The organism is Phaeobacter sp. B1627, from assembly GCF_006265095.1.
Lineage (GTDB): Bacteria > Pseudomonadota > Alphaproteobacteria > Rhodobacterales > Rhodobacteraceae > Epibacterium.
Window position 1 is genome coordinate 301,214 of sequence record NZ_VCNK01000004.1, and the last position, 15,521, is coordinate 316,734.

General features: G+C 61.2%; 14 protein-coding genes. 9 read left to right on the forward strand and 5 right to left on the reverse strand.

Annotated elements, in window-relative coordinates:
- The first annotated feature begins 84 nt into the window (after positions 1–84).
- The 4 genes from FGE21_RS03705 to FGE21_RS03720 all read left to right on the forward strand — a co-directional run bounded on the left by FGE21_RS03705 (position 85) and on the right by FGE21_RS03720 (position 3,725).
- Positions 85–864 (forward strand): succinate dehydrogenase iron-sulfur subunit, encoded by a 780-nt coding sequence (locus FGE21_RS03705; RefSeq protein ID WP_139661768.1) that lies wholly within the window; start codon positions 85–87, stop codon positions 862–864.
- 336 nt (positions 865–1,200) lie between these two features.
- Complete coding sequence (locus FGE21_RS03710) at positions 1,201–1,398, forward strand: hypothetical protein (RefSeq protein ID WP_139661769.1); 198 nt, start codon at positions 1,201–1,203, stop codon at positions 1,396–1,398.
- 199 nt (positions 1,399–1,597) lie between these two features.
- Positions 1,598–2,770 (forward strand): type III PLP-dependent enzyme, encoded by a 1,173-nt coding sequence (locus FGE21_RS03715; RefSeq protein ID WP_255731339.1) that lies wholly within the window; start codon positions 1,598–1,600, stop codon positions 2,768–2,770.
- Between the two features lie 100 nt (positions 2,771–2,870).
- The gene (locus FGE21_RS03720) at positions 2,871–3,725 is read left to right on the forward strand and encodes a DUF1989 domain-containing protein (RefSeq protein ID WP_139661772.1); all 855 of its coding nucleotides are present in this window, start codon (positions 2,871–2,873) and stop codon (positions 3,723–3,725) included.
- Positions 3,726–3,863: 138 nt separating this feature from the next.
- On the opposite strand, the gene deoD is transcribed toward FGE21_RS03720, so the two are convergent.
- From deoD to FGE21_RS03735, 3 genes are all read right to left on the reverse strand, one after another.
- Positions 3,864–4,568, reverse strand: a complete 705-nt coding sequence (gene deoD, locus FGE21_RS03725; protein ID WP_139661774.1) for a purine-nucleoside phosphorylase — start codon at positions 4,566–4,568, stop codon at positions 3,864–3,866.
- Between the two features lie 16 nt (positions 4,569–4,584).
- Complete coding sequence (locus FGE21_RS03730) at positions 4,585–4,905, reverse strand: H-NS family nucleoid-associated regulatory protein (protein ID WP_139661776.1); 321 nt, start codon at positions 4,903–4,905, stop codon at positions 4,585–4,587.
- Positions 4,906–5,032: 127 nt separating this feature from the next.
- The gene (locus FGE21_RS03735; RefSeq protein WP_139661777.1) at positions 5,033–7,021 is read right to left on the reverse strand and encodes a protein meaA; all 1,989 of its coding nucleotides are present in this window, start codon (positions 7,019–7,021) and stop codon (positions 5,033–5,035) included.
- 177 nt (positions 7,022–7,198) lie between these two features.
- Here FGE21_RS03735 and FGE21_RS03740 point away from each other — a divergent pair, with 177 nt between their 5' ends.
- The 5 genes from FGE21_RS03740 (at position 7,199) to FGE21_RS03760 (ending at position 13,608) form a co-directional block, all read left to right on the forward strand.
- The gene (locus FGE21_RS03740) at positions 7,199–8,653 is read left to right on the forward strand and encodes a 1-acyl-sn-glycerol-3-phosphate acyltransferase (RefSeq protein WP_139661779.1); all 1,455 of its coding nucleotides are present in this window, start codon (positions 7,199–7,201) and stop codon (positions 8,651–8,653) included.
- Between the two features lie 124 nt (positions 8,654–8,777).
- Positions 8,778–10,058, forward strand: coding sequence for a crotonyl-CoA carboxylase/reductase (gene ccrA / locus FGE21_RS03745; protein WP_139661780.1), 1,281 nt, complete (start codon positions 8,778–8,780; stop codon positions 10,056–10,058).
- 492 nt (positions 10,059–10,550) lie between these two features.
- Positions 10,551–11,270: an autoinducer binding domain-containing protein gene (locus FGE21_RS03750; RefSeq protein WP_139661782.1), complete on the forward strand. Its 720-nt coding sequence runs from the start codon at positions 10,551–10,553 to the stop codon at positions 11,268–11,270.
- A gap of 62 nt (positions 11,271–11,332) precedes the next feature.
- The gene (locus FGE21_RS03755) at positions 11,333–12,874 is read left to right on the forward strand and encodes an ATP-dependent RecD-like DNA helicase (protein ID WP_139661783.1); all 1,542 of its coding nucleotides are present in this window, start codon (positions 11,333–11,335) and stop codon (positions 12,872–12,874) included.
- Entirely contained in the window at positions 12,871–13,608 is a 738-nt protein-coding gene (locus FGE21_RS03760; protein WP_139661785.1) for an SDR family oxidoreductase, read from the forward strand. Before FGE21_RS03755 ends, FGE21_RS03760 begins: the two co-directional genes overlap by 4 nt.
- Before the next feature lie 97 nt (positions 13,609–13,705).
- Here FGE21_RS03760 and FGE21_RS03765 read toward each other — a convergent pair whose 3' ends face one another.
- Both FGE21_RS03765 and FGE21_RS03770 read right to left on the reverse strand, forming a co-directional pair.
- Positions 13,706–14,452, reverse strand: a complete 747-nt coding sequence (locus FGE21_RS03765; protein WP_139661787.1) for a TIGR02186 family protein — start codon at positions 14,450–14,452, stop codon at positions 13,706–13,708.
- A 65-nt stretch (positions 14,453–14,517) separates the two neighbouring features.
- On the reverse strand, positions 14,518–15,435 hold the full coding sequence (locus FGE21_RS03770; protein ID WP_139661788.1) for a sulfite exporter TauE/SafE family protein: 918 nt from the start codon (positions 15,433–15,435) through the stop codon (positions 14,518–14,520).
- Between the last annotated feature and the right edge of the window lie 86 nt (positions 15,436–15,521).

Here is a 15,521-nt window from a genome sequence, read left to right on the forward strand (position 1 = left end):
GCCCGGACCTGTCCGGGACCAGCCCTTTCCCGGCGTGGTCTGCTGATCGCAGACGCGCAGGGCAGCTAAGCAAGGAGACAGATCATGGTCGAATTCGCACTTCCGAAAAATTCCAAGATCACCACGGGTAAGACGTGGCCCAAGCCTGACGGTGCAACCAACGTCCGCAAATTCCAGATCTATCGCTGGAATCCGGATGACGGAAAAAATCCGCAGGTGGATACCTATTTTCTGGACATGGACAAATGCGGCCCCATGGTTCTGGATGCGCTGATCAAGATCAAGAATGAGATTGATCCGACGCTGACCTTCCGGCGCTCTTGTCGCGAAGGGATCTGTGGGTCCTGCGCGATGAACATCGGCGGGATCAATACGCTGGCCTGTATCTACGGGCTGGATGAGGTCAAAGGCGACGTGAAGATCTACCCTCTGCCGCATATGCCGGTGGTCAAGGATCTGATTCCGGACCTGACCCATTTCTACGCTCAGCATGCGTCGATCATGCCCTGGCTTGAAACCAAGACCAACCGCCCGGCCAAGGAGTGGAAACAGTCCATAGAGGACCGTAAAAAGCTTGATGGCCTGTATGAATGCGTGATGTGCGCGAGCTGCTCCACATCCTGCCCGAGCTACTGGTGGAATGGCGACCGCTACCTCGGCCCCGCCGCGCTGCTTCATGCCTATCGCTGGATCATCGACAGCCGGGACGAGGCCACGGGCGAGCGCCTGAATGAACTCGAAGATCCGTTCAAGCTCTATCGCTGTCACACGATCATGAACTGCGCCAAGACCTGCCCCAAGGGCCTGAACCCGGCCAAGGCGATCTCGCACATCAAGCAGATGATGGTCGAACGGACGGTCTGATTTCAAACGCCCTGCCGACCGGGCGAGACACTGAAGGCCCTCGTGCACAGCCGGCACGGGGGCCTTTTCACATGCCGCGTCCGCTCCCCGCCCGCCATGGGGCGCAACCGGGCTGCTGCATGGGGGTATTGGCGGTCGAGAGGCGCGCCCTACTGGGGTCTGAGTCGGGCTGCGACACCCAAACCCCCGGGCCGCGGGCCTGACAGGGGTCTCACCCGGCCGGAGGCAGTCGCAGATGCGTGGAGGCGCTCGGAGGCTGAGCGAATTCTCCTGGGGATGGCCGACCCATGTGGCGCGAGACTTGCATCGGCCTGTCCCCCTGGCTAGATGCGGGGCATGCCGGTTCTTCTGATCCTCCTCTTGCTGGGCACGCTTGGCTACCTGTTCTGGCGCCGCAAGACCACGAGCCTGACCCGGGATTGCCGGTGGCGCAAAGAAGGACGGGCGGGTCAGTGGCGCTGTGCCTATTGCGGCGCCGTCGATGGCGGAGAGAGCAGTCCGGTCCATTGTCTGCGGGAAGGGCCAGCCCCCTGAACCGCCATGCAAAAAGCAAATATCTCCTCTGCAAAAAATTATGCTTGATCGACTCGGGGTTTTGCCTGATATGCGCGGCTAAGACGCCAACGCACGCGCCTCTGTCGTAAGGGTTTTCATCCCCTAGGGTTACGTAGCGACGGTAACGTCTCTGATGGAACTGAGCGGTCATGTATGGCCGGGTCTTTTGGAGATGACCATGAACGCAAACGTAACCGGGCCCTCGGCCCGCCAAGACGTGACTTTTGTCCCTCGCCACCTGCAGTACATTGCGAACACAACATTCGCGCGCCCAACGCTGGTCATCGACAGCGAAGCCGTCGCGCGCCAATATATGGACCTGGCCCGCGGCCTGGGTCGGGCGCGCATCCATTTCGCGGTAAAGGCGAACCCGGCGCCGGAAATCCTGCGGCGTCTGGCAGCGATCGGATCGAACTTTGATGCGGCCAGCCGGGTTGAAATCGAAATGTGTCGCGCTGCCGGTGCAAGCGCCAGCCGGATTACATTCGGCAACACCATCAAGAAAGCCTCTGACATCGCCTATGCGCATGCGATCGGCATCAAACATTTCGCGGCCGACGCGGTAGAAGAGCTGGAAAAGCTGGCCGAACATGCGCCCGGCGCTCACGTGTGCATCCGTATCCTGGTCGAAGCCTCCGGTGCCGATTGGCCGTTGAGCCGCAAATTCGGCTGCGCACCGGAGATGGCTCTGACGTTGATGGATCGCTGTGTCGCGCTGGGTTTGGTCCCGCATGGCCTGTCGTTTCATGTGGGCTCGCAAACCCGTCGGCCAGAGATGTGGGCGCCCATTCTTGATCAGCTCGCCGAGGTGTGGGCGGCGGCGCGCGCAGCGGGCCATGACCTGAAGCTGCTGAACATCGGCGGCGGGTTCCCCGCGAGCTACCGCAGTGCCGTCATGGCACCACAGGACTATGCCGCCGAAGTCATGGCACAGGTCAATGCCCGCTTCCCGGACGCTGCTGAAATCATGGCAGAGCCGGGCCGTGGACTGGTTGCCGAAGCGGGTGCGATTGCGGCGGAGGTAATGCTGGTGTCGCGCAAACACGACAATGACCTGCATCGCTGGGTCTATCTGGACATTGGAAAATTCTCCGGCCTTGCCGAGACCATGGATGAGGCGATCCGCTACCGGATCACCACTGACCGCGATCACGAGCCAATGGGCACCTGCGTTCTTGCAGGCCCCTCCTGCGACAGCGCCGACGTCTTGTACGAAAAGCAGCCGGTGCAGCTGCCTGTGGGGCTGAAATCCGGTGACCGAGTCGTGATCCACGCCTGTGGTGCCTATACCACGACCTATGCCTCCATCGGGTTCAACGGGTTCCCGCCGCTGGACGTGGTTGTGCTCTGATCGTTGTCAGGCGGGATTGCTGACGAGAGGGCGACGCCCGGGTCTTGTGCCCGGGCGTTTCGCGGGTTTGACTGGCGGACATCTTCCATCAGGAGTCGTCATGTCCAACCGCTTTTCTCCCCCTGCTGATGCGCAGGCCCGGCGCGCCGTTGCGCCTGTGATCTGCTATCCGACCGAGACCCTGCCGCGCCCGGAGCTGAAGCTGTATCACCGCGCGCGCGAGGGCGCCACAAAGGTCACAGAGGTCATCGTCCCCGCCCGTGAGGCGGCCGTGTTTCAGGTGGCCGCGGGTCAGTTCTTTCGCATTTCCTCCATCGAGGGCGCGCAGGTGGGGGATCTCAACCTCTGGAACCAGAACGACATCGCGGAACGGTTCTATTCGGGCAAAACCCGGGCACTGCACGGAACCCATGTGACCACCGGCGAGCGGTTGTGGAGCAATCTGCCCCACATGCGTCCCATGGCGACGATTATCGCCGATACGCTGGAATGGTACGGGATCGATTCCTATGGCGGGTCGGTCCACGATGTGATCGGCACCCGCTGCGACCCCTACACCGGCAATCTTCTGTCCACAGATCACTATCATCACTGCTGTCATTCCAACCTCACCCGCGCCTTGGCGGATCATCTCGGCCTGTCGTTGCCGGAGGCTGAGCTTCATGTGCATGACGTTCTGAATGTCTTCATGTGCACGGGGTTCACGCGGGATACGGGGCAGTATTTCATGAAGGCAAGCCCGGTTCGGCCCGGAGACTATCTGGAGTTTTTCGCAGAAATCGACCTTCTGGGGGCGCTGAGCGCCTGTCCCGGCGGGGATTGTTCAAGCGAGCATTCCAGTGATGAGGCTGCCTGTTTTCCTCTGCTCATTGAGGTCTTCGCGCCTGCGACGGCGGCCCTTGCGGGCTGGAAGGCTCCGGCGCGCAATGCATATGACGGCAGTCACGGGCGCTGAGGTGGCCCTGAGATTGCCTCTGCAGGGTTCAGAAAAGAAAGGGCCGCCCCGGTGATGCAGGCGGCCCTTTGCTGGGTTTGGTGTTGTGTCGTGCGCCCGTGCGCGATCAGGTCGATATCTGATCAGGCCACTGTCTGATCAGGCAAAAGCAGCGGCGAGAGCGATTTCCACCATCTCTCCAAAGCTGCGTTCGCGGTCCTCAGACGGCAATGCTTCGCCCGTTTGCAAGTGATCGGACACCGTCAGTACCGCCAATGCGCGCCGCTTGTGACGCGCCGCGACGGTATACAGTTCCGCGGCTTCCATCTCCACGCCCAATACACCGTGCCGGACCATCTGTTCGTTCAGGTCCGGGCGTTCATCATAGAAGGTGTCGGAAGAATAGATGCCGCCTACATGCGGGCGAATGCCCTGAGCCTCGGCCGCGGCAACAGCGTTGCGCAGCAAGGTCCAATCGGCCGTTGGTGCAAAGTTCACGTCCTTGAACATGGTACTGGAGGGGGTGGTGACGCTGGTTGCGGTCATCGCGATGATGACGTCACGCACCTTTACCTCGGGTTGCATGCCGCCACAGGAGCCGATGCGGATCAGGGTTTGGGCATCAAAATCACGGATCAACTCGTTGGCGTAAATCGACAGGGACGGCATACCCATGCCGCTGCCCTGGATCGAGACCCGGTGCCCATTCCATGTGCCAGTATATCCGAGCATTCCACGCACATCATTGACGAGGCGTGCGTCGCTCAGAAAAGTTTCGGCGGCCCATTTCGCACGGTAGGGGTCGCCGGGCATCAGAACGGTTTCAGCGAAATCGCCCTTTTTTGCTCCTATGTGAACTGTCACTTATTTACGCTCCGGTTCAGATTTCGAGTTCAGCGATATCTGCGCCTTTGCTGAGCGCAGCGTGAACCCAATGCGGTTTGCGGCCACGGCCTGTCCACGTTTCGTCTGGGTTTTCTGGATTGCGGTATTTTGGCGTGGCTTTTGTTTTACGCGCGGAAGGTTTTCCGGGAGACGTCAAAACCTCGTCCAAAGAGAAACCATATTCAGCAGCAGCCTTCTCTGCCGCTTTCAGCGCTTCGCTGCGTTCGCGTTGCTCAGCATCTTTTAGTGCCTTTTCAACGTCCTTACGGAGCTGAAGTAGCTCTTTACGGGACAATTCTGTCAAATCGAGGGACATTGTGTTACTCCATTGAATTCCAGCCACAGATTGCATTTCCGGGCTAACGCTCTTATTGCCCGAATTCTAGATGCTATTCAGCAACTAATTTGCATTTGACTGTTTTTTGGCGAAATTCAGCGAAATGCTATTTTGCAGATATGTTTTTTTGGGCCAGATCGATGATATCCCTCATGATCGAATTCAGCTCGAAATCTTTTGGGGTATAGACGCGGGCGACACCCAGCGACAGGAGTTTCTCCGCATCCTCGTCCGGAATTATTCCGCCGACGACCACCGGCACTTCCTCCAGCCCGGCGTCGCGAAGGCGCGTCAATGTGTCTTCAACCAGCGGCAGATGGCTGCCGGACAGGATCGAAAGACCCACAACATGCGCGCCGTCCTGACGCGCACTCGCGGCAAGTTCCTCCGGCGTGAGGCGAATACCGTCATAGGTGATGTCCATGCCGCAATCCCGGGCGCGAAAGGCGATTTGCTCTGCGCCGTTGGAATGGCCATCCAGACCGGGCTTGCCGACCACGAATTTCAACCGCCGACCAAGCTGATCGGAGACGGCATTGACCGCCTCGCGCAGGTCATCCAGCCCGTCTGTCTGGTTTGACACCGATGCAGAGACGCCGGTTGGCCCGCGGTAGGTCCCATGTGCTTTGCGCATCTCTTCGGCCCATTCGCCGGTGGTGACCCCAGCCGCTGCGGCCTTGATCGAGGCAGGCATGATGTTGTCCCCGATTCGCGCAGCGGCGCGCAGCTCGGCAAGGGCGTCCGCGACCGCCACAGAATCGCGGTCGCGACGCCAGGTGTCGAGGCGGGCGATCTGATCCGCTTCGGTGGCGGGGTCGACCACCATGATGCCACCGTCCTCGGTTTCCAGCGGCGAGGGTTCTCCTTCGGTCCATTTGTTGACGCCGACGACGATGGTGTCGCCCGCCTCGATCCGGTTCAGCCGGTCCGCGTTCGACTCCACCAGGCGCGACTTCATATATTCAATGGATTGCACCGCGCCGCCCATGCCCTGCAAGGTGGCCAACTCCGCCCGGGCGCCGTCCTTCAGGGCCTCGACCTTGGCGTCCACTACCGGGTTGCCATCAAAGAGGTCGCCATATTCCAGCAGGTCCGTCTCATAGGCGAGGATTTGCTGCATGCGCATAGACCATTGCTGGTCCCACGGTCGGGGCAGGCCGAGCGCCTCGTTCCAGGCGGGCAACTGGACGGCGCGGGCCCGTGCCTTCTTTGACAGGGTCACGGCCAGCATTTCGATCAGAATGCGATAGACGTTGTTTTCAGGCTGCTGCTCGGTCAACCCGAGCGAGTTCACCTGCACGCCATAGCGGAAGCGGCGAAACTTCGGGTCGGTGACCCCGTAGCGATCGCGGCAGATCTCGTCCCACAGATCAACAAAGGCCCGCATCTTGCACAGCTCGGTGACAAAGCGGATACCGGCGTTCACGAAGAATGAGATACGGCCGACCATGGCGGGGAAATCTTCGGCGGGTACGCGCGGCTGCAACTCGTCAAGCACCGCCTGCGCGGTGGCGAGTGCGAAGGCCAGCTCCTGCTCCGGTGTCGCGCCCGCCTCCTGAAGGTGGTAGGAGCAGACGTTCATCGGGTTCCACTTGGGGACGTGCGCGTAGCAGTATTCGGCGACATCGGCGATCATCTTGAGGCTTGGCGCCGGCGGGCAGATATAGGTGCCGCGGCTCAGGTATTCCTTGATGAGGTCATTCTGTACCGTGCCCTGAAGCCGCGAAATATCCGCACCCTGTTCTTCGGCCACAGCAATATAGAGGGCCAGCAACCAGGGCGCCGTTGCGTTGATGGTCATCGAGGTGTTCATTTGGTCCAGAGGGATCTGGTCGAACAGGTTGCGCATGTCGCCCAGATGGCAAATCGGCACGCCCACCTTGCCCACTTCGCCTTTGGCCAAGGGGTGGTCGCTGTCATATCCGGTCTGGGTCGGCAGGTCGAAGGCGACCGAAAGGCCGGTCTGCCCCTTGGCCAGGTTGGCACGATAGAGCGCGTTTGACGCGGTGGCGGTGGAATGGCCTGCGTAGGTGCGGATCAGCCAGGGACGATCCTTTTTGGGCTCTTGCGGGCGTTCGTTCTGCGAGAGCGACATGATGGGCCTCATGGGTTGCGGGTGAGTAATTTTGTTTCACTGAAAAGATCTAAACTGCAATTTTAAACCCATGTCAATTCGCTGCGACGCGGCAATTGTGGCGGTGCGGCTTTTGCAGCTGCGAAATCAGGGGCGGTCTCGCTTGTCTTGAGGAGGCGCCTCGGCCAGAGTGCGGCCATGACGCAAACCGTGGAACTTCCTCTTTGGCTCTTTGTGCTGATCCTGCTGTTTGCGGTGGTCACACTTGCTTCGCATTTTCTCTTCCCATCTGTCCGCTGGTTCTTTCGTCGTCGGCTGGAGCGCGCGGTCGCGCGCCTGAACGAACGGCTGGAACGGCCGATTGAACCGTTCCGGCTGGCGCGTCGATACGATATGATTCAGCGGCTGATATATGATCCGCAGGTGGCACAGGCTGTCTCGGATCATGCGGCCAGCCGGGGGATTCCGGAAAACGTGGCCTTCGAGGACGCGCGCCGCTATGCGCGGGAAATTGTCCCATCGTTTTCGGCCTTTACCTATTTCAGCTTTGCCATCCGGGCGGCGCGACTGCTGTCCAATGCGATCTACCGGGTTCGCCTGGGCAGCTATGATGAGGGCCTGTTGCAGGTGATCGACCGCGATGCCACGGTGGTGTTTGTGATGAACCACCGATCCAACATGGACTATGTGTTGGTGACCTATCTCGTGGCGAAACGGTCGGCGCTGTCCTATGCCGTGGGGGAGTGGGCGCGGGTCTGGCCGCTCAGTCTCCTGATCCGGGCGATGGGCGCCTATTTCATCCGGCGCAGATCGCAGACGGAACTCTACCGCAAGGTTCTCGCGGCCTATGTACGCCTGGCAACCCAGGGCGGGGTGACGCAGGCGATTTTTCCCGAAGGCGGGCTCAGCCTGACCGGGGCACTGTCACCGCCGAAACACGGGCTTTTGCGCTATATCATCGACGGGAATGCGGGGTCCGGCAAAGATGTCGTCTTTGTGCCGGTCGCGCTGAATTACGACCGGGTTCTCGAAGACAAGATCCTGACCAAGGCGGCGCGGGCAGGGGAACGACGCTTTCGCGCCCGGATCGGTGTAGTGATGTGGCGTATGCTGCGGCAACTCTGGCTATGGGCGACCGGGCGGTATCACCGCTTTGGTGCGGCGGCGGTCACCTTTGGCCGTCCCCTCAGCCTGAGCGAGCTCCCGGCCGAGGAGGGGCGGGACCATGCGCGCGCGCTCTCGGCGGAATTGATGTATCGCATCGGCGAGGTCGTGCCCGTTCTGCCAGTACCCTTGGTCTGCTATCTGCTGGTCACCCGCGGCGCCATGAGCGAGTCCGCGCTGCGCCAGGCCGTGACAGAGGTCACGGCGCGGATGCCGCTGGCCTCTGTTCACATGCCCGCCCACAGTCATGATTTTGCCGTCCAGAGCGCGCTGCAACAGTTGCGCCGCCGTCATCTGGTGCGCTTGTCCGGCGGCATGATCACGCCGGATGTCAGCCAGATGGATCTGCTTCGCTTCTATGCGAAATCCATCGCTCATCTGGTGCCCCCCGCGCTGGAGCCGCCACAGGCCATGGAGGGGGATATCGCGCCCGATCACCCCTCCGATGCTGCCGGTGCTAAAGGAAATTCTGCATCCGCAGGGTCATAAAATTACAAAATCTGAATAATCAGGGTTGTAATATTACCTGAACGTTTCTACTCCTTGGAGCAGAGGGCGCGATTCTGCAGTGCAGAACGATGCGCCCACCGGGATGAGACCAAGGGAGGCCGCTATGGCTTTGGACACGCAGGACGGCATCATGACCTATGACGCGCCGCAGAAAGATCTCTATGAAATGGGGGAGATCCCCCCGATGGGCTACGTGCCCAAGCAGATGTACGCCTGGGCCATTCGCAAGGAACGCCACGGCGAACCGGATACTGCGATGCAGCAGGAGGTGGTGGATGTCCCCTCTGTCGACAGCAACGAAGTGCTGGTTCTGGTGATGGCGGCTGGGGTGAACTACAACGGGGTCTGGGCTGCGCTGGGCCAGCCGATCAGCCCCTTTGACGGTCACAAGGCCCCCTATCATATCGCGGGGTCGGATGCCTCGGGTATTGTCTGGGCCGTCGGGGACAAGGTCACCCGGTGGAAAGTCGGCGATGAGGTGGTGATCCACTGCAATCAGGATGACGGCGACGACGAGGAGTGCAACGGCGGTGACCCGATGTATTCCACCAGCCAGCGGATCTGGGGCTATGAAACGCCGGATGGCTCGTTCAGCCAGTTTACGCGGGTCCAGAGCCAGCAGCTGATGCCACGGCCAAAGCACCTCAGCTGGGAGGAATCCGCCTGCTATACGCTGACGCTCGCCACCGCCTACCGGATGTTGTTTGGTCACGAGCCGCATGATTTGAAACCGGGTCAGAACGTTCTGGTCTGGGGCGCGTCCGGAGGGCTTGGTTCCTATGCGATCCAGCTGATCAACACCGCCGGTGCCAACGCAATTGGTGTGATCTCCGACGAGAGCAAGCGCGAATTTGTCATGTCGCTGGGCGCCAAGGGGGTCCTGAACCGCCGTGATTTCAACTGTTGGGGTCAATTGCCCACGGTCAACACGCCCGAGTACAACACCTGGTTCACCGAAGCGCGCAAGTTCGGCAAGGCAATCTGGGACATCACCGGCAAGGGCAATAACGTGGATATGGTGTTCGAGCACCCGGGCGAGGCGACCTTTCCGGTGTCCACATTTGTCGTCAAAAAGGGCGGTATGGTCGTGATTTGCGCGGGCACCTCCGGGTTCAACTGTACCTTTGACGTACGCTACATGTGGATGCACCAGAAGCGCTTGCAGGGCTCGCACTTTGCCCATTTGAAACAGGCCTCGGCGGCCAATAAACTGATGATTGAGCGCCGTCTGGACCCCTGCATGTCCGAAGTCTTCGCATGGCAGGATCTGCCCGCCGCGCATATGAAGATGCTGCGCAACGAGCACAAGCCGGGCAATATGTCCGTGCTGGTGCAGGCGCCGAAAACCGGGCTCAGGACGCTGGAAGAGGTGGTCCAGGGGTGACCCTCTGATTGCCACCGGACGATGAAGCACCCGGTCTCTGACGAGGTCGGGTGTCATTCGCCCACGCAGGCACGTGACGGCTGCAGCCATGTGACAGACACAGTGCCGGAAATATGAACCGCGCAGACAGCCAGGACTGACCCTCGGCGTTTCAAAGCCACTGCTGCATCGGACCCGTCACCCGAAATGAGGAGGGAAGTGGGGAAGGGTGAAATGTTCCTATGGCAATCGGGTCCGGGGTGGTAAACTGGTCCCCTCGGCATGCGGGCCAGATTGATCCCGGATCAAAGCCCCTGTTTGATTCTGTTCGGAACTGTTCGGATCTGCGCGATAACGGTCGCAATGCGCCGTCCCCGATGCCGCAGACCTCCGATCACGATGTCGGGAGGCACGCGCCAAAACTGTTGCGGTCAACTGCCCAGGGCAAACATATCGGAACGGCGACACTGTGAGTCTTATAACACTGTGAGTCTTGTATAAGTGGATAGGGGAATGGTGCGACGTCACAATCTGAATGCGATCCTCGAGATGATCGAGAGTGCGGCCAGCCTCGAAGAAGTCGGCGCGGTGCTGGCGCGGTTTCGGGACCTTGTCGAGGTCGATCATGTGTTCTACCGCCGGATTGACCGGTCCGAAAGCCTCAGTGCCTGCTCGACATTGCCGACCGCGTGGCGCGAGCGATACGCCGCGATGCATTATGAACGTGTCGATCCCGTGGTTGTTGGTTGCCATAGCGCCTTTTGCCCGGTGGACTGGCGGGACCTGGATTGGTCCTCACGTCCGGTGGCCGCCTATAGAAAGGACGCACTGGCGCATGGTCTGGGCAACCAGGGCTTTACCGCTCCGGTACGGGGGCCCAATGGCCAGTATGCCGTGTTCAGCGTTTCCAGAACCTGTGACGGCAAGGCTTGGGATAAATTCACCCAAAAGAACGGCCGCAACCTGATTTTGGTAGCCCATTATGTCAACAGACGGGCGCTGGATTTCGAAGCACCGGCCTGTCCCTTGCCGAAACAACCCCTGTCCCTGCGCGAAACCGAAGCGCTCAGCCTGTTGGCCGAGGGGCACAGCCGCGCCCGCGCGGCCGAGGTTCTGGATATTTCCGAGCACACGCTCCGGGTCTATATCGAGGGCGCGCGCGGAAAACTGAAGGCGCAGAATACCACCCATGCCGTGGCCCGTGCCATTGCCATTGGCCTGATTGCGGTGTGATCACCGGCGGACCGGGCTGATCCCACTGGTGCGTGCTGCCCTGCGGCTGTAGGGTCGCGCCCATGACACAGATGCCCGCCATTCAATTCTCCGACGATCAGGCGCAAGCCTTTGACACCCTGACCGAACAACTCCGCAAGGCGGGGGTCGATCTGGGCGAGGATCTCCTGCATCCGCCCCGGGGCGACACCGGCGTCACGGCCGTCATCGGCAAGGCAGGTTCCGGAAAGACGCTGCTTCTGGCGGAGTTCTACAAGGCGCTTGCCGCCGCCGGGGTCGAGGTGGTCTCCGGTGATTACGAGAGCCGCAAGAAAGCAGACAAGCGGACCCTCGCGATCCTTGCACCGACAAACAAGGCGGCCAGTGTGCTGCGGTTGCGGGGTGTGCCGGCGACGACGATCCACCGCATTCTCTACACCCCTGTTTATGATCCCGAATACGAGCGCATTGCCGAATGGCTGGCCGGTGACGGGGACAAGCCGGAGATCGAAGGTCTGACAGAAGAGGCTCTGGCCCGGGCCTCGGCCTTCTTCCAAAAGAACAAATCCATCCCCGGTGCGCTGGCGGCGGCGGGCCTGCGCGGGTCCGATTTCATCACCGGCTGGAAACGGCGCGAGGAACCGCTGGATATCGGTTTCGTCGACGAGGCCTCGATGCTGGACAACCGCCAGTTCGACGACCTGAAGGAGATTTTCCCGACCCTCGTCCTGTTCGGAGATCCCGCCCAGTTGGCGCCGGTCAATCAATCGGGGGCAATGGTCTTTGAATCTCTGCCCGCAGAGCGCCAGCTGATCCTGAACCGGATCCACCGTCAGGAGGCCGACAACCCGATCCTCGACCTTGCGCATGCGCTGGCGGACCCGGCGCTGGGCTTTGAAGATTTCGAACGCATGATCGAAGACAAGGCCCGGCAGGACGAGCGCGTCGTCTGGGGCCAACGGGTCGAGGTCGACCTGATGGCCCGGTCGCCGGTGCTGGTCTGGCGCAACAACACCCGTATTCGGCTTATCAACGCCTTTCGCGCCGTGCATGGGGCGCCGGAGGACCAACTGATGCCGGGCGAGCCGCTGATCTGCGACGGGATAGAATTGCCGATGAAGCATCGCAAGAAACGTCTCGACCTCGAAGCGCGCGGCTTGATCAAGGGCGCGCAGGTGATTTACCTCGGCCCCGGCCGCAAACCGGGGTTTTCGCGATTGCATGTCATGGGAGCGGAGGATCCGCAGGTCTCGGCCGCTTCCATCGTGAAGATCGAGCGACCCGATGAAGAGGAACCCTTCATTCCCTTCGCAGCGGGGATGGGGGCGACCTTCCTGCACGGTGCGGCAGTGACCATTCACAAGGCCCAGGGCAGCCAATGGGGGACAACGCAGGTCTTTGCGCCAGACATCTACGCGGCGGCGCGGATGGGCCGGGTGGAGGCGGGTCAGCCGCTGTGGAAACGTCTGGCCTATGTGGCGATCACCCGGGCGCAGGAGCGGCTGATCTGGGTGGTTCGCAACCGCTTGGCAAAACCCACGGCGGGGCTGCCGGTGGAGGATCTGCGTGCGGCGCCAGTGGCGGCGCTGACGCTCGAAGTTCAGGACGAAGAGGCCCCCGCATGAGCAAATCCATTCTGGTCACCGGCGCCAGCTCCGGCATCGGCCGCGCGGTCGCAGAGCTGTTTCTGGCCGAAGGGTGGACCGTCGGCCTGCTGGCACGGCGGGCACCCCTGTTGGAGGATCTCGCCAGGGGGCATCGCCGTGCCATTGTGTTGCCTGCGGATGTGACCGAACCGGCTGCGGTGACAGAGGTCTTCGACCAATTCATGACTGCCGCGGGACGATTGGACGTGCTGTTCAACAATGCAGGCATCTTCACCCCGGCTGGCACGATCGATGAAATCCCGCTGGAGGATTGGTACGCCGCCGTCAATGTGAACCTCAACGGCATGTTCCTCTGCGCGCGTGCAGCCTTTGGCCATATGCGGCGGCAGCACCCCCGGGGCGGGCGGATCATCAACAACGGCTCTATTGCGGCACATGTCCCGCGCCCGCAGAGCGCGCCCTATGCGGCCACCAAGGCGGCGATCACCGGGCTGACGCGGTCTCTGTCGCTGGATGGCCGCGCCTTTGATATCGCCTGCGGCCAGATCGATATCGGAAATGCGCGCACCCCTATGGTCGAGGATCTGGCGGAGCGTCAGGCCAAAGCCAACCCCGACGCGCCAGTGATGGAGAGCTTTGATGTCGCCGATGCGGCGCGATCCGTTCTGCATATGGCTGCGCTGCCGCCCGAGGCCAACGTTCAGTTCATGACCGTGATGGCAACAAAGATGCCCTATATCGGACGCGGCTGAAGCTGAGGGCCCAAAAACGAGCAGTGCGCGCACGGGGCCGTGCCAGTTCCTGCCAGATCATGCCTGTTGATGCCGGTGGCGGCGCCGGACCGCCCCGTCAGCCGTTGCGCAACAGCTGGAAGATTGCAGCCGCGCCCCAGCCCGACAGGACTGCGATGAACAGGGCGAGAATTCCGTATAGGGGCGGCTGTTCGCGGGACAGATTGAACAGGAACCGTTCTACTCCGACCTTGTTGACCTCGATCACCGTTTCATATTGGGAGACCACGCTCCCGTCGCGGGTCAGGAAAATCCGGGTCTCGTATTGGCCTTCGATCAGATCGGCAGGCATCTGCAGGGCGGTGCGGAACAGGGTCTGTTCATCCAGGGACACCACGTTTTCCTGCAGGCTATAGAACCCGTTTTCCTCTCTGATCCGCATCAGGGCCTCCTTGAAGGCCTGCGCGCCTTCGATCGTGGAGCCGACGGATCTGATCGCGCGCCGGATGGAGACTTTGTGGCGCAGATCCTCGGTATCGCTGAGAACCTCGGAAAAGGGCGCGCTGGTGGCGACCGCATAAAAGCTCGGCGCAGAGTCGACTGCAACGCTGTCCGTGTTCACCCAGATCCCCATGCTGCGCTCCTTGCGGCGCACCATCACAGGTTCCTTCGGACCCGAAATCGTGACGATCACCTCGAGCGGCGCCCGGTCCGAGATCGGAGTTTCGCGTTTGACTGCGCCAAAAATCAGGATCTCCGAGCCGTCAAACGTCGCCGTGATTGCCACGCGGTCATGGCTGAGCCCCAGCACGACCTCCTCGGCCATGGCTGTGGAGGCAGCAAACAGGGCCGACCAAAGCGACATGAACAGGACGGCCAGACCCGGGACGGCCAAGCGCGGTGGCCATGGGGATCTGCGGATACTGCCCATCACTGCGCCACCCGGATTGGGCTGATCGAATAAAGCTCGCTTGGCTCCAGCAACAGATCGAGGGCCAGCTTGGCGCAGACCAGAAGGACCAGAAGCGCCAGCAGGATACGTAGCTGCTCGGCCTTCAGCAACGTGCCGATGCGGGTGCCGAACTGGGCACCGACAACACCGCCGATGAGCAGCAGCACGGCAAGGACAATATCGACGGTCTGGTTGGTGATCGCATGCATCATGGTGGTCGCCGCAGTGACCGTGATGATTTGAAACAGCGAGGTGCCGACCACCACCTTCGTCGGCATGCCAAGAAGATATATCATCGCAGGCACCATGATGAAGCCGCCGCCAACGCCCATGATCGCCGTGAGCATGCCCACAAAAAGCCCGACAGCCAGCGGTGGGATCACCGAAATATAGAGCCCCGAGGTTCTGAACCGCATCTTGAACGGCAGGCTATGGACCCAACCGCGCTGTTTCCGTTTGGCGGGCGTGCCGCGTCTGGATTTGCGCAGCGCGTTGACGCTCTCGATGAACATCAGCCCACCGACGATGCCGAGGAACACCACGTAGCACAGCGTCACAAAGAGATCGACCTGACCGAGAGATTTCAGATAGTTGAAAACCGCGATCCCCAGCGCGGCGCCGACGATGCCACCGGCCTGCAGCACGCCTCCCATCTTCAGGTCAACGGTGCGGCGGCGCAAATGCGCCAGCACGCCCGACACGGAGGAGGCGACGATTTGGTTCGCACCCGTTGCCACTGCCACTGCCGGCGGGATGCCGATGAAGAACAGCAAAGGCGTCAGGAGAAAGCCGCCGCCAACGCCAAACATGCCCGACAGCACGCCAACCATGCCACCGAGTCCCAGAACCAGGAACGCATTGACCGCGACTTCGGCGATGGGGAGATAGATGTTCATTGTGCTAGGGTGTCGGTTCTGGGCGGATGATTCAATTACAATGCTGCTATGCAGCGGTCACAGGTAGATCACAGGCCGACTACAGG

What these genes read in the sequence shown, in the direction of transcription:
- FGE21_RS03740 (WP_139661779.1), top strand. Translation starts at nt 7,199, where the DNA reads ATGACGCAAACCGTGGAACTTCCTCTTTGGCTCTTTGTGCTGATCCTG.
- FGE21_RS03735 (WP_139661777.1), bottom strand. Translation starts at nt 7,021, where the DNA reads ATGTCGCTCTCGCAGAACGAACGCCCGCAAGAGCCCAAAAAGGATCGT.
- FGE21_RS03770 (WP_139661788.1), bottom strand. Translation starts at nt 15,435, where the DNA reads ATGAACATCTATCTCCCCATCGCCGAAGTCGCGGTCAATGCGTTCCTG.
- FGE21_RS03750 (WP_139661782.1), top strand. Translation starts at nt 10,551, where the DNA reads ATGGTGCGACGTCACAATCTGAATGCGATCCTCGAGATGATCGAGAGT.
- FGE21_RS03755 (WP_139661783.1), top strand. Translation starts at nt 11,333, where the DNA reads ATGACACAGATGCCCGCCATTCAATTCTCCGACGATCAGGCGCAAGCC.
- FGE21_RS03710 (WP_139661769.1), top strand. Translation starts at nt 1,201, where the DNA reads ATGCCGGTTCTTCTGATCCTCCTCTTGCTGGGCACGCTTGGCTACCTG.
- ccrA (WP_139661780.1), top strand. Translation starts at nt 8,778, where the DNA reads ATGGCTTTGGACACGCAGGACGGCATCATGACCTATGACGCGCCGCAG.
- FGE21_RS03720 (WP_139661772.1), top strand. Translation starts at nt 2,871, where the DNA reads ATGTCCAACCGCTTTTCTCCCCCTGCTGATGCGCAGGCCCGGCGCGCC.
- FGE21_RS03705 (WP_139661768.1), top strand. Translation starts at nt 85, where the DNA reads ATGGTCGAATTCGCACTTCCGAAAAATTCCAAGATCACCACGGGTAAG.
- FGE21_RS03765 (WP_139661787.1), bottom strand. Translation starts at nt 14,452, where the DNA reads ATGTCGCTTTGGTCGGCCCTGTTTGCTGCCTCCACAGCCATGGCCGAG.
- FGE21_RS03760 (WP_139661785.1), top strand. Translation starts at nt 12,871, where the DNA reads ATGAGCAAATCCATTCTGGTCACCGGCGCCAGCTCCGGCATCGGCCGC.
- FGE21_RS03730 (WP_139661776.1), bottom strand. Translation starts at nt 4,905, where the DNA reads ATGTCCCTCGATTTGACAGAATTGTCCCGTAAAGAGCTACTTCAGCTC.
- FGE21_RS03715 (WP_255731339.1), top strand. Translation starts at nt 1,598, where the DNA reads ATGAACGCAAACGTAACCGGGCCCTCGGCCCGCCAAGACGTGACTTTT.